General features: G+C 37.3%; 12 protein-coding genes. 1 reads left to right on the forward strand and 11 read right to left on the reverse strand.

Annotation, left to right across the window (positions count from 1 at the left end):
- Nucleotides 1-8: 8 nt before the first annotated feature.
- The 11 genes from U8519_RS02935 to rpsO form a co-directional block, all read right to left on the reverse strand.
- On the reverse strand, nt 9-1,283 hold the full coding sequence (locus U8519_RS02935; RefSeq protein ID WP_334328828.1) for a dihydroorotase: 1,275 nt from the start codon (nt 1,281-1,283) through the stop codon (nt 9-11).
- On the reverse strand, nt 1,240-2,181 hold the full coding sequence (locus tag U8519_RS02940; protein WP_334328829.1) for an aspartate carbamoyltransferase catalytic subunit: 942 nt from the start codon (nt 2,179-2,181) through the stop codon (nt 1,240-1,242). Before U8519_RS02940 ends, U8519_RS02935 begins: the two co-directional genes overlap by 44 nt.
- 310 nt (nt 2,182-2,491) lie before the next feature.
- Complete coding sequence (locus U8519_RS02945; RefSeq protein ID WP_334328830.1) at nt 2,492-3,922, reverse strand: Na+/H+ antiporter NhaC family protein; 1,431 nt, start codon at nt 3,920-3,922, stop codon at nt 2,492-2,494.
- A gap of 23 nt (nt 3,923-3,945) precedes the next feature.
- A complete protein-coding gene (gene tyrS, locus U8519_RS02950; RefSeq protein WP_334328831.1) occupies nt 3,946-5,190 on the reverse strand; it encodes a tyrosine--tRNA ligase in 1,245 nt (414 codons plus the stop codon).
- 845 nt (nt 5,191-6,035) lie between these two features.
- A complete protein-coding gene (yihA, locus tag U8519_RS02955; protein WP_334328832.1) occupies nt 6,036-6,620 on the reverse strand; it encodes a ribosome biogenesis GTP-binding protein YihA/YsxC in 585 nt (194 codons plus the stop codon).
- Between the two features lie 50 nt (nt 6,621-6,670).
- On the reverse strand, nt 6,671-7,924 hold the full coding sequence (clpX, locus tag U8519_RS02960) for an ATP-dependent Clp protease ATP-binding subunit ClpX (RefSeq protein ID WP_334328833.1): 1,254 nt from the start codon (nt 7,922-7,924) through the stop codon (nt 6,671-6,673).
- 174 nt (nt 7,925-8,098) lie between these two features.
- On the reverse strand, nt 8,099-9,385 hold the full coding sequence (tig, locus tag U8519_RS02965; protein ID WP_334328834.1) for a trigger factor: 1,287 nt from the start codon (nt 9,383-9,385) through the stop codon (nt 8,099-8,101).
- Nucleotides 9,386-9,606: 221 nt separating this feature from the next.
- Complete coding sequence (gene tuf, locus U8519_RS02970) at nt 9,607-10,797, reverse strand: elongation factor Tu (protein WP_334328835.1); 1,191 nt, start codon at nt 10,795-10,797, stop codon at nt 9,607-9,609.
- A 206-nt stretch (nt 10,798-11,003) separates the two neighbouring features.
- The gene (locus tag U8519_RS02975) at nt 11,004-11,954 is read right to left on the reverse strand and encodes a tetratricopeptide repeat protein (RefSeq protein ID WP_334328836.1); all 951 of its coding nucleotides are present in this window, start codon (nt 11,952-11,954) and stop codon (nt 11,004-11,006) included.
- A gap of 41 nt (nt 11,955-11,995) precedes the next feature.
- Nucleotides 11,996-13,693: a ribonuclease J gene (locus tag U8519_RS02980; RefSeq protein WP_334328837.1), complete on the reverse strand. Its 1,698-nt coding sequence runs from the start codon at nt 13,691-13,693 to the stop codon at nt 11,996-11,998.
- A 187-nt stretch (nt 13,694-13,880) separates the two neighbouring features.
- Nucleotides 13,881-14,150, reverse strand: a complete 270-nt coding sequence (gene rpsO, locus U8519_RS02985; protein ID WP_334328838.1) for a 30S ribosomal protein S15 — start codon at nt 14,148-14,150, stop codon at nt 13,881-13,883.
- A 216-nt stretch (nt 14,151-14,366) separates the two neighbouring features.
- Between rpsO and rpsT the strand changes: the two genes are divergently transcribed.
- Nucleotides 14,367-14,615: a 30S ribosomal protein S20 gene (gene rpsT / locus U8519_RS02990; RefSeq protein WP_125566624.1), complete on the forward strand. Its 249-nt coding sequence runs from the start codon at nt 14,367-14,369 to the stop codon at nt 14,613-14,615.
- Nucleotides 14,616-14,650: the final 35 nt, after the last annotated feature.

Consider the following 14,650-nt stretch of genomic DNA (forward strand, 5'->3'; position numbering starts at 1 on the left):
CCCTCTTTTTAATCCGAATAAACTTCCTCACCATTCACAAATGTCTTCTTGATCTTACCAAAACAATTCCATTCACTACCAACAAACGGTGTATTCACACCTTTAGATAGGAAGTCTTCTTTTTTAAAATAATATTCTTCATTCAAATCTATTATCGTAAAATCAGCTGCTTTATCAAGTTGAATTCTACCCGCATCTAGTCCAAAAAGCTCTGCTGGGCGTGTAGACATGATGTCTAGTAGACGTTTAATATTCATCATGCCGCTTTTGACAAATAGCTTATACATTAATGGGAATGAGGTTTCAATTCCTGTGATACCAAAGGCACTCTTTAAAAATCCTTGATTCTTCTCATCGACTGCGTGCGGTGCATGATCAGTCGCAATCATGTCGATTGTGCCATCTAGTACACCTGCTATCAAGGCTTCACGATCCGTTTCACTTCTTAGTGGAGGATTCATCTTGAAATTAGCATCATTCTCAATAATATCGGCATCACTTAGTAATAAATGATGTGGGGTTACCTCACAAGTTACATTGATACCAGCATCCTTAGCGATTCTAATCAATTGAACACTGTCAGCAGTCGAAATATGACATACATGGTAATGCACTCCAGTTTCCTTGGCAAGAAGTAGATCCCTTGCCAACTGTGAAGTTTCAGCAACTCGCTCAATTGCTGGAAGACCTAACTTCGTAGCTGTAGCTCCAGCATTGATGACACCCTTATTGAATAAGTTCTGATCTTCAACATGTGCCGCCAAATGGCTATTTAATTGTGCAATTCTTTGCATGGCATCAAACATTGTCTTGGCATTGTTGATCCCATGCCCATCGTTAGAAAAAGCAAAGGCTCCAGCCGCATCAAGATCTTCAATCGGACTTAATTTATCAGATGTCTCTTCTAATGTAACAGGTGCATACTGCAAAGTTTTGATACTTGATTGCTGATTTAATTCGATCTGATGTTTGAACTTGTCAACATCGTCTGGTACTGGCGTAACATTTGGCATGGCTCCAACAGTGGTAAATCCACCATGGGCTGCGGCTGCACTACCGGTCTTGATCGTCTCTTTATGTACTTGTCCTGGTTCTCTAAAGTGCACATGTACATCGACTAGTCCCGGTGTCACTAAATTATGTTTAGCATCTATTACTTCAGCATCTTCTATGTTTAATTCTGGGGCTATTTCTTTGAACTTACCGTTCTCGACTAAAACATCCCTGTCTAAGATTTGATTATCGTAATACAGCTTGGCGTTCTTGATTAGTTTCACTGTCAATTTTTGCTCCTTCGAGTACCGCTTCGATCATTGCCATTCTCATGTACACACCATTTGTCATTTGAGGGAAAATGTATGACTTGTCGCATTCTACTACGTCGTCTGCGATTTCAACTCCACGATTAACTGGTGCTGGATGCATGATCATAGCATCAGGCTTCATCATTTCAACTCGGCGCATGTTTAAACCATATTTGTTAAAGTAATCTTCTTTAGAGAAGTTTTGGTTCTCTTCTGAACTTAGTCGTTCATGTTGTACTCTTAACAACATAACAACGTCCATTTCTTGGCAAAGTTCATCGACATTCATATGTGAACCGATTGCTTGGAATTCTTCGGTATACCATGAATCTAATCCACCGAAGCTTACCTCTGCACCTAATCTTGTTAAAATTTCAGCGTTTGAATGGGCCACACGTGAATGACTTAAATCACCGATGATGCCAACTTTTAAACCTTCGAAGTGACCATAGTGTTCATAGATCGTCATTAGATCTAGTAGAGATTGTGAAGGATGTTGACCAGTTCCATCACCACCATTGATGATGTGAATGTTGACATTGTTGTTGACTAATTCTTCATAATATTTATCTTGGCTGTGACGGATTACTGCCACACTAGCACCGATACTCTCGACTGTTTTCACTGTATCGTATAAGCTCTCGCCTTTTGTTGTTGAAGAAGTTGATGCTTCGAAAGCAATTTCCTTCATACCTAATTTCATTTCCGCTACTTGAAAGCTTGATTTTGTTCTCGTGCTGTTTTCGAAGAACAAATTCATTGCAAATTTATCTTGGCCGATATCTGATTTCTTACCATTCTTGAAATCGATTGCTGTATCGATCAATCCGTATACATCTTCGTTTGTTAAATCTGACATTGAAAGTATGTGCTTCATTGCTTTTTCCTCCAAATTAAAAGGGACACTGTCAGATTCAGTGTCCCAAAGTTGGAGTTTACTCGTATAACCTTTGGGACCTCACTGGATCCGATTAAAAGTTGTCTTCTTTTATTTTTTCATAATTTTATTACGAAAACTGTATGTAACCTTTCAAGCCTCACTGGACTTGCTTAAAAGTTTTCGTTGGAAATACTATATGTTAATTGCAAATAATCGTCAAGAACTAATTTGATTTTTTACAATACAAAAAACGACTTTCAGACTGTTATATCAGTCAACGAAAGTCGTTTTATTTTATTTTTTATATTTAATTATTAGTGTTTAAAACTGGTTTTTTGAAGGAAATTTTTTCTGAACTAGTCTCTGAATCCTTCATGTAATTCTTGCCAAAGATAAATGCAAAAGCAACGGTCAACAGAGGGTTCATCCAAACGTAAAAGGCAAATGGGATAAAGGCAAATGGGCTTACTCCTAAAATACCTGAAATGAAAATACCACTAACGCCCCATGGAACTAATGCATTGATATCAGCACCACCACTTGCAAGTACACGTGATAGGTATTGAGGTTGGATTCCTAACTTCTTGAAGTTACCGCGGAAAGTTGTTCCGGGTAAAATGATTGAAATGTATTGTTCACCAACTAAAAAGTTAACACCAATTGCACTAAGCATTGACGCACTAACCAATTTGCCTGGTGTATTAACCTTACTACTTAACTTGCCGATCAAATTCTCTACGACACCAAGTTTTAGTAAGACACCACCAAGTGTCAAAGCTACTAAGATCAATGAAATGCTATCTAGCATACTAGAAACACCACCACCACTAACGATGGCATTGATCTGTTTGTCAGATGAATTAAGTTTGAATCCTTGCATGATCACAGTACTGATTGTCTTGAATGATGTGTGATTAATGAACATATCCATGATGATAGCTGTCAATGAACCACTCAACAATGTAGGGATGGCTGGTACTTGCATAATAGCACAACCGATCAAAACGATGATTGGTAATAACATCCATGGTGATACGAAGAAATTAGCTTGCAATGCATTAACGATATGATGAACTGAACTCATATCCACTTGACCATTACTGTGGCCGATGAATAAAAAGATAATAGCAGTTATTGCAGCAGATATTAACGCTGTGTGTGAAATTGTTCTAATGTGACTGAAAACATTCTTAACTCCAGCAATACCAGTTGATAAATTAGTTGTCCCAGATAATGGTGACATGTTATTACCAAACAAAGAACCTGAAACAATTGAACCAGCGGTAAGTACAGGACCAATACCCATGACGTGTCCAATACCCATGAAAACAATTCCTAAAGTTGAAATAGTCGTAAATGAACTACCGACAATAACACCAACTAAGCAACAACTTACAAAAACTGTAAATAAGAAGAAATGTGGATTAAGGATCTCTAAACCATAAACCATGATTGTCGGAATAACTCCTGAAATCAACCATGATGCTACTAAGACTCCAATCATTACGAAAATTATCATTGGAATGATACCTGGTTTGACACCCTCAACGATTCCATCTTGCAACTCGGTCCAACTAAAACCACGAAACTTTCCATAAAACAGTAACAAAGTAAATGTCAAAAGAATTGGAACTTGAGGTGTCATACCGAAACCGATCATCATAGTTCCTAATATTCCAAACATTACTACCATTACAATTAAACTCTCTAATGTACTTAGTTTTTTATCTTTTCTCATACTATTCATCGCCCTAATTAAATTTATTTAATTTTGGCTAAGAAGTACTTTTTCTTACCACGACGGATAACGATGTATTTACCATCAAATGAATCTTTAGGATCGATCATTGTCGTTGTATCAGTTAGTCTTTCCCCGTTGATTCTGATAGCACCGTTTTGAATGTCTTCACGTGCTTGGCGTTTTGACTTATCGACATTTGCGGCAATCAATAGATCTACCAAGTTGATTTCATCTGAAGGGATTTCCTCACTTGGTACTCCATGAAAGGCTTGTGCCACTTCATCCGTTGTTAAGGTTTGAATTTCGCCAGAGAAGAGAACTTCAGTAATTTTTTCTGCTGTTTTAAGTGCTTCTTCTCCGTGAACGAATTTAGTAACTTCTTCTGCCAAAGTTCTTTGTGCTTCACGTTTTTCAGGTGCCGTCTTAACTTTTTCAGCTAAAGCTGCGATCTCATCTTGATTTAAGAAAGTAAATTTCTTAAGAAGATTGATTACGTCTTTGTCATCTTGGTTGAACCAGAATTGATAGAATTCATATGGTGATGTCTTCTTGGCATCGAGCCATACAGCTCCACCAGCGGTCTTACCAAATTTAGTACCATCGGCTTTTAGCAACAATGGAATTGTCAAAGCATAAACCTTGGCGTCTGGTCCTTCAGCCTTATGAATTAGATCCAATCCAGCTGTAAGGTTACCCCATTGGTCACCACCACCGACTTGCAATTGAATATCGTGTTGACGATAAAGTGTTAGGAAGTCCAATGATTGTAAGATTTGATAGGTAAATTCTGTAAAGGAAATACCTGCTTCCAAACGACTGGAAATAATTTCCTTACCTAACATCGTGTTAACGTTAAACAATTTACCGTAATCACGTAAGAAGTCTAAGATTCCGATTGGAGCTGTCCAATCATAGTTATTAACCATTGTGAAATCTTTGAAAATTCTCTTAGCTTGATTACTTAGAGCTTCAACGTTGTGATTAACTTGTTCCATTGTTTGCATTGGGCGTTCAGCTTTTTTACCACTTGGATCGCCAATTGAACCAGTAGCTCCACCGATAACGATATATGGATGATGACCCATATCACCGAAACGCTTCAATGTCATAAATGGTAACAAGTGACCAATATGCATTGAGTCTCCTGTTGGATCCATTCCACAATAAAGTGAAATGTCTTTCTCGTCGACTAACTTTCTTAAGCCCTCTTCATCAGATTGTTGGTTGATCAGACCACGCCATGAAAGTTCATCAATAATGTTCATGTAAATTTCCTCCTATTTTTTTGCCCGAGTTGCTGGGAATAAAAAAGCGCCCCTGCAGTATATGCAGGGACGCTAATTGCGCGGTACCACCCAAATTCAGATAATTAGATTATCTGCTCTTTACTCCTGTAACGTCGGACACGAAACCTCAGCTTGGTATTTTATCAGATTACCCTGCATGACTCGCACCAACCGTCAATTCTCTTAACACTCAGGTAATTGATTACTTATTGTGAAGCTGAAATTTAATTTATGTAAGTTATATTAGCAGACAATCAAAATAATGCAAGTGTTTTTTATTAAAAATATTTAATTTTTGTAAATAATTTTTAATTTTAGGTTTTGAAATACTTGTGACTGGCTTTATTTGAATTACAAAAAGTTTCTTTTGCTTCCGCTTCCAGTCAATAGTAATTCCATCTGTAGCTGGACCGGTCTGAGCCAAGGTCTCATACCTTGCTTGGTTGCTTTGCATAAACCGCAAGTCAACCAAGACATCCGTGCTGTAAATGCGCAAAACCGCCGCATTAACACCACTATAGCTACTGATTCCATTACTACTGACTTACAGCTAAATTTTATTTCTCTTAAAAAATAGCATATCAAAATAGTTTTTTGATATGCTAGCTAATCTCAGTAATATAAAAATAACAATACAAACTTAGCTGACAGTGGTAACAATGGAATCCGCCGTGATAGTGTACTTAGCGATTTATCGCTTAGTACACCGGACGTCCTGGAAGACTACAGGCTTCCAGGCGAGGTTGAAAACGTAGTTTGAAACCGGTCCTACGGCAGATGGAATTGTTACCCACTGTCAGCGGCATCTAAGGACAAACTAAGCACTATTTCATATGAGCTTCAATCCATTCCCACACTTCATCTTTGCCATACTTTGTCTCAGCACTAAATAATTGTAGATCATCGGTTTGATTGATCTGCATTGACTTGGTAACTTGACTGATACTCTTGTTCCATTGATTCCGTTTGATCTTGTCCATCTTTGTCGCTACGATCAGCGTTGGAATATGATAATAACTAACATACTGGTACATTGAAATATCATCATCACTTGGTGCATGACGACCGTCCACTAAGATAACAACACCCTTTAGGACACTTCTAGTTGTCAGATATTCTTCGATCATCGCTCCAAACTCTTCACGTTGCTTCTTAGACACTTTAGCGAAGCCATAACCTGGGACATCGACTAGATACAACAAGTCTTCTATGTTGTAGAAGTTAAGTGTCTGCGTCTTACCAGGCGTACTAGACGTTCTAGCAAAGCTTTTGCGATTGATTAAAGTATTTATCAATGATGACTTACCGACGTTAGAACGGCCTAATAGGGCTATTTCAGGGTACCCTTCATCTGGATACTGCTTTGAACTTACTGCACTCAAGTTCATAGATACATTATTTACTTGCATAATTCACCTCAATGTAAGTATTTTATCATAAAACAAAAAAGGCTGCCCAATTAGGCAACCTCTCCATCTTTAAGAATCAATTCTGGTTCTTTTAGCTTACGAACTGCATCTTTAGTTACTTTGACACGTTCAACGTCTTTACGTCCAGGAATATCAAACATTGTATCAAGCATTGTTTCTTCAACAATTGAGCGTAAACCACGAGCTCCGGTGTTACGTTCGATTGACATCTTAGCGATTTCCTTCAACGCACCATCAGTAAATTGTAATTCAACTCCATCGAGTGACAATAGTTCTTGATATTGCTTAATAAGAGCATTCTTAGGCTTTGTAAGGATCTCAACCAAATCATCCTCAGTAAGTTTTTCCAATGCTGTAACGATCGGAATACGACCGATAAATTCTGGTATAATACCAAACTTCATTAAGTCTTCAGGAATGATTTGTTGCATCAAACTCTTCTCTTCATCAAGAGATTGCGTTTCAGCTTGTTCAGCACCGAAGCCAATTGTCTTATCGCCTAAACGATTCTTGACGATTTGTTCGATACCATCAAAGGCTCCACCAACGATAAATAAGATATTTGTTGTATCGATTTGGATAAGCTCTTGTTGTGGATGTTTTCTACCACCCTGTGGTGGCACACTAGCAATTGTTCCTTCAAGAATCTTCAAGAGAGCTTGTTGGACACCTTCACCTGATACATCACGCGTAATTGATACATTCTCACTCTTCTTTGAGATCTTATCAATTTCATCGATATAAACAATACCATGCTCAGCTTTTTCAACATCAAAGTCAGCATTTTGCAATAACTTAAGTAAGATGTTCTCAACATCTTCACCAACATAACCTGCTTCAGTCAATGTTGTAGCATCAGCAATAGCAAATGGTACCTTCAAAATACGAGCTAATGTTTGAGCTAAGAAAGTCTTACCTGAACCAGTAGGTCCGATTAAGGCAATATTACTCTTTTGTAGTTCAGTTTCACCATCTTTTGAATGTTCCATTTTGTTAATTCTCTTATAGTGATTGTAAACAGCAACTGAAAGTGCGCGCTTAGCAGCAGTTTGGCCGATTACATAATCATCAAGAATGTGTTTGATCTCAACTGGTGTTGGGATGTTATCAAGATTTAATGGTGCACTATCTTTTAATTCTTCATCAATGATCTCTTTACATAAATCAATACATTCGTTACAAATATAGACACCGGGTCCAGCAACGATTTTTTTAACTTGGTCTTGAGTCTTTCCGCAGAAAGAACAACTGATTGTACCTGTAGTTTCTGTACTATCAAACATATGCATTTTCTCCTTCAATAGTTCCGATACTTTGAAAGTCTAGCATTTAAGTGATTAGTAGTAAAGTAATTAGTTTATACAGACTAAATCCCCTAATCACACCGACTACTTTAACCATACCACACCCACAAAAAAAGAGACCTGACGGCCTCTTAATTTAACAAATAATCGAAATTATTTTTCTTCAGCTGAATCAACAATCATTTCAATTGCTTTCTTAGCAGCAATATCATGTGCTAACATGTCATCTGAAAGTGCATTTCTAACAGCACTTTCTTCCATGTTGTATTCGTCAGCTAATGACTTGATTTCGTCTTTGATTTCATCGTCTGAAGGTTTGATATCTTCCTTAGCAACGATTGCTTCAATAACTAAGTCAGTCTTAACACGTTCTGCGGCATCCTTAGCAAATTGCTTCTTCAAGTCGTCTTCGTTTGTACCAGTCATTTGGTAGTACAACTTAGGATCGATACCTTGGCGACGCAAGTTAGCCAAGTATTGGTTCATTTGGTTGTCAACTTCTGTATCGATCATAGCTTGAGGAATTTCGTCGATCTTAGCATTCTTAACTGCAGCAGAGATTGCTTCTTCTTGGATAGCATCTTCAGCAGCTTGCTTCTTTTGATCTTTCAATTCATCATGAATCTTCTTCTTAAGATCATCAAGTGTGTCAACGTCTTCGTCAACGTCTTTAGCAAAGTCATCATCTAATTCAGGCAATTCCTTTGTCTTTACTTCATGAATCTTTGTCTTGAAGATGGCATCTTTACCAGCTAAATCCTTAGCTTGGTAATCTTCTGGGAATGTAACCTTTACGTCAACGTCTTCATCAGCACTGTGACCAACTAATGCGTCTTCGAATCCAGGAATAAATGAATTTGAACCTAATTCTAGTGAATAGTTTTGTGCACTACCACCATCAAATTCTTTACCATCAACTGAACCAACATAGTCGATAACAACTGTGTCACCATTTTCAGCTTTACCATCTTTAAGAACTAATTCAGCTTGTTGCTTTTGTAGTTCTTCAAGACGTGCTTCAACGTCAGCCTTCATAACATTGCGTTTTTGTTTCTTAACTTCTAGACCTTTGTAGTCACCAAGTTCAACTTCTGGCTTAACAGTGATTGTTGCACTAATAGCCCAAGGTTGACCTTTTTCCATTGAATCAACAGTAATTTGTGGTTGATCAACTGGTTCTACCTTAGTTTCATCAACAGCTTGTTGATATGCGATTGGCAAAACATTGTTCAAAGCATCTTCATAAAGTGCTTCTTCACCATACATACGGTTAAAGATTTGGCGAGGTACACGACCCTTTCTAAATCCAGGTACGTTCAAGTTCTTTTTAACACGATCAAAAGCAGTGTCTAAACCTTTTTTGATTGTATCTTGGTCAATTTCAAATTTTAATTCACCAGTGTTTTTTTCTTTTTTTGTAAATTTAGCCTTAGCAGACATTTTATCCCTCCGGTATATTTCACGATCTCATACTTTGTAATATTACCCTAAAACGGCAGTATTGTAAATATTTGACGCTGATTCTAAGCCTTTTTCAGACATTACTTTAACATTATATGATACTTTTGTTTGTTTTTATATAGAAATTCTATAAAAAAAGAGCTGAGACCTAAGTCTCAACTCAATTTTAAAGGTTTGTTATCAACATTTGATCAAAGAGATTAGTCTAAGATATCTGTAACAACACCAGCACCAACAGTACGTCCACCTTCACGAACAGTGAAACGTGTACCACTTTCAATGGCAACTGGAGCAATCAAGTCAACTTCGAAAGTAACTTGGTCACCAGGCATAACCATTTCAACGCCTTCTGGCAATTCGATAACACCAGTAACGTCAGTAGTATGGAAGTAGAATTGAGGACGGTAGTTTGAGAAGAATGGAGTATGACGTCCACCTTCTTCTTTTGTCATGATATAAACTTCACCCTTGAACTTTGTGTGAGTTTGGATTGAACCTGGTTTAGCAAGAACTTGTCCACGTTCAACTTGATCACGGTTAATACCACGAAGAAGAACACCAACGTTATCTCCGGCTTCACCAAGATCCAATGTCTTACGGAACATTTCTAGACCAGTAACAGTTGATTTTTCAACATCTTCCTTCAAACCAACGATTTCAACTTCATCACCGACTTTAACTTCACCACGGTCGATACGACCAGAAGCAACAGTACCACGTCCAGTGATTGTGAATACATCTTCAACAGGCATCATGAATGGCTTGTCTGTTTCACGTTTAGGTGTTGGGATGTAGTCATCAATAATGTCAAGAAGTTCTTCAACATGTTTGATTTCCTCTGGGTCACCTTCAAGAGCCTTCAAAGCTGATCCACGAACGATAGGTGTATCGTCCCCAGGATAATCGTATTCTGAAAGTAATTCACGTACTTCCATTTCAACTAAGTCAACAAGTTCGTCATCATCAACAAGGTCTGTCTTGTTTAGGAATACAACGATGTATTCAACACCAACTTGGCGAGCCAAAAGGATGTGTTCACGAGTTTGTGGCATAGGACCATCAGTTGCAGCAACAACAAGGATGGCACCATCCATTTGTGCAGCACCAGTGATCATGTTCTTAACGTAGTCAGCATGTCCTGGAGCATCAATATGTGCATAGTGACGCTTTTCAGTTTCATACTCAACGTGAGCTGTGTTGATAGTAATCCCACGTTCTTTTTCTTCTGGGGCCTTATCAATATCAGCGTAGTCTTCAGCCTTAGCTAAACCTTTGTCAGCCAATACCTTAGTGATTGCGGCTGTAAGTGTTGTCTTACCGTGGTCAACGTGACCAATTGTCCCAATATTTACATGGGGCTTAGTTCTCTCATAATGTTCTTTTTCTGCCATTACAAAGAATCCTCCTAAAATTTCATTTCATAAGATTAATCCAAAGAAAATGTTCTTTAGATGGCTCTTTACTGAAAAATTATACTACTTTCAGTGGCGAAAGCAAAGTAATTCAGTATAACTCGCCTACTAAAAATATACTCTTTGGATTATACGGGGCGCGGTCAAAATTGTAAATACTATAAGTGAAAAAAGTTTATTTTATTTCACTGTTGAAAGGTATTTATTAAAGAATCGAATCTTTTAATCCATTTTTTAACCTCTGGAAGCTCCGGATCGTCCCCAACTAGAGACTCATCGAGTAAACCATACCGCAAAAGGAATACTCTTGTCCAGAGTGTTGGCGTTTTTATAATATCTTCTCCAAATGGATATACCATTGCAGCATATAAAGAGAGTTCACTTCTCATGTTCTCCAACTGTACTTCATTTTCACTATCAACAAGGATTTTTTCCAATTCATCACACATTTCTAAGTACACACTTGTTGATAATATAGGCTTCAGCTTCGATGGATTGAATTTTTTATTTTCACCATAAAATGAAATATCAATATCCTCATTGATACCTAGCTTGAACAAATTCTCGACAGTTTCACTCTTTAGTAGCGGGTGTAGTAATGGATTTCCCAATAAATTTTTGGCACTTCTTAAATAATTTTCAATGTCAAACTCTCTGAGACTTCTTATCAGCTGTATTTGATCGATTATTGGTTGTGTGACAATTGAATTCAAGGACTCTTCAATTTGTTTCATCCGTGGCTTAAATGAGCGGATATGACGACTTTCAGAAATTCTGACCCGATTCTCAAATCCATCAATAAACGTCTTCTGAATCGTAGATAAGGGATTGGTAGCGTAAAAATATAGCATCTGGTTTGCTAATAAATAGTCGTTATTCTCAATCACAATATCTGTTGCCAAGCTTGCAGCTTCTGGATCACTCAAATAATAATTAAAATAATCTAAAATAACGGCCTCAGCTTCATCAGCTCTTTTTGAGTTCAACAAAGAAGCAGCCAATCCTTGATTGATATCAAACGATTGTCGCATTCCATATGCTTGTGTGTATAGTTCCGTTGCATCATCCCAATTGCCCTTGTCATAGGCATCCGCAGCTTGATCCAGTATGCGTTTTAGGTTATTTGAGTCGTCCATTAAAAGTACCTCTTTATAATAAAAGATCGACCGAGGTCGACCTATTTCTTAGATTTTCTATGTCTGTTTTGATTAACTTCCATAATTACTGGCAATATCACTGGGTGACGATTTGTTTGTTCATACAAGAAGTGATTTAACTTGTCACGAACACTTTGCTTCAAATCTGACCAATCGAAGTCTTTACTATTTTGTAAGTAATCAACAATAGTATTAACAATGATATCGGAACTTTCACTTAATAGATCTCTACTTGCACGCATATAAACAAATCCACGAGCAGTGATCTTAGGCTTTGCTACAACTTTTTTCTTCTTACGGTCAATTGTTGCAACAGCGATGAAAACACCATCCTCAGCTAATAATTCACGGTCACGTAGGACAATACTTCCAATGTCACCTACTCCGATACCATCGATCATTGTATCTCCAGCATTAACACCTTTACCAAGGTAAAATTGTCCATTTTCATAGTTTAGGACGTCGCCTTTTTTAGTTAGGAAAATATTTTGATATGGCATCCCTGTTTCATGTGCAATACGGGCATGTGCATCTAGAAGTCTGTATTCACCTTGAACTGGAACCACATTTTCAGGAGTTAATAAGTTGATCATCAATTGTAGATCAGACTTATTGGCGTGGCCTGATGAATGCTTTTCATCACCTAATGACTTAACCTCGGCACCTGTACGATAAATAGCGTCACGGGTCTTAGCAAAGGTTGTATCCATTGCATGAGAAGGAGTTGTAGCGATGAATACCAAATCTCCCTCTTCAATTTGAAACTTAGTCTTAGAAGCAGGATTAGCCATTTTTTGCAATAATTTGATAGGCTCGCCCATACGTCCAGTTTCAATAACTACTAACTTGTTTTGATCGATCGTCTTAAGTTCTTTAGTACTTACGAGCAATTCTTTATTGGCAATCTTCAAGTATCCTAATTTCATAGCTGTTTTTAGAATCTTTTCAGCATCTGTACCGGATAAGTAAACACGGTGGTTAGTCTTATCAGCAGCATCTATAACTTGTTGCATTCTTTGAATATTTGATGCGACTTGAGCTACAATTATTCGACCATTATGATAACTGAATGTATCAAGGATATACTCATAAATATCACGTTCACTTGAATTTTCGTAAGGAGATTCCGCATTAGCTGAATCACTCAACAAGGCTAATACTCTCTCACTACCGATTTTTGCGATTCTAGCATAGTCTGTCTTGTATGTAGGAACTGCAGCTTGATCAAACTTGAAGTCACCAGTATAAACGATTTGACCTTCAGAAGTCTTAACATCAATACCAAGTGATCCAGGAATAGAATGTGTTGTTTTGAAGAATGACACTGTGGCTTCCTCAAAATCAATGGCAGTATTCTCATCAATAATGTGGAAATTATTAAATTTCTTACTTCTCTTATCATTTGAACAAACGATTTTGGCTAATTCAATGGTCATTTCTGAACCAAAAACAGGAATATCATAGTCGCCGATCAAGTATGGCAATGCACCAATCGCATCAGCATGTCCGTGTGATAAGAAGATTCCGACAACTTTGTCGATGTTTTCTTTGATATAAGTCATATCTGGAACGACAACATCGATTCCATATAAATCATTATCTGGATATTGTAGACCAATATCTAGAATATAAATTTCATCGTTGACCTCAACGGCATACATGTTCTTTCCATTTTCACGTACACCACTTAAAAGGACGATTTTAATTTTTTTGCTCATTTTTTCATCTCTCATTTCATATAAATAGCATAGATCATCATATTTGATTGTGTTTTTTTAAGTCCTTAATTTAAAGTAGACTACTTGAGCTATACCTAGATTTTATTCTATCACACCACAATGCAATAATGAAATTATGTAAAAAAAATAGGAGCTTCCCAAAGGGAGTCTCCTAACTGAGTTATTATTAACGACGTAGACCAAGTGACTTGATCAATTCACGGTAACGTTGAACATCATTATCTCTAAGATATTTAAGCAAGTTACGACGGTGACCAATCTTCTTCAACAAACCAACATATGAATGGTGGTCCTTCTTGTTGATCTTCAAGTGATCGTTCAATGAGTTAATATCATATGTAAGAACAGCAATTTGTACTTCTGGAGAACCTGTGTCTCCTTCTTTACGTGCATACTTCTTAATGATTTCAGTTTTCTTTTCTTTTGAAATAGCCATTTCATTCACCTTTTCCTTATAATTTAGCCACACTATGCAAAACGTTGGTGAATCGTCAAACAGAGCATGGTTAACACAATTAAATAATTTACTACATTTCTCATTATTTTTCAAGTCTGTTAAAAAAAATCAAACTATTTATTGCATTGAAACTACCGATTGGGTATAATTCTATGTATTGAGTTTAAGTTTACTAGGTAATCGGAGGTGAAATATATGCCACAAATTAAATCAGCTATCAAGCGTGTAAAGCAACAAGAAAAGGCCAACCTTCGCAACACTTCACAAAGAAGTGCAATGCGTTCAGCTATCAAGAACTTTGAAGCCTCAGCTGCTAACAACACTGACAACAAGGAAGATATGTTCCGTACAGCTGTTCGTGCAATCGACATGGCTAAGTCAAAAGGTTTGATCAAAGCCAACAAAGCTGCTCGTGATAAGTCAAGACTTGCAAAAATGAACTAATAAAATTAATATAAGCGACTGATGTTGCTTATTTT

The sequence above is a fragment of the Companilactobacillus sp. HBUAS59699 genome, assembly GCF_036913575.1.
Classification (GTDB): Bacteria; Bacillota; Bacilli; order Lactobacillales; family Lactobacillaceae; genus Companilactobacillus.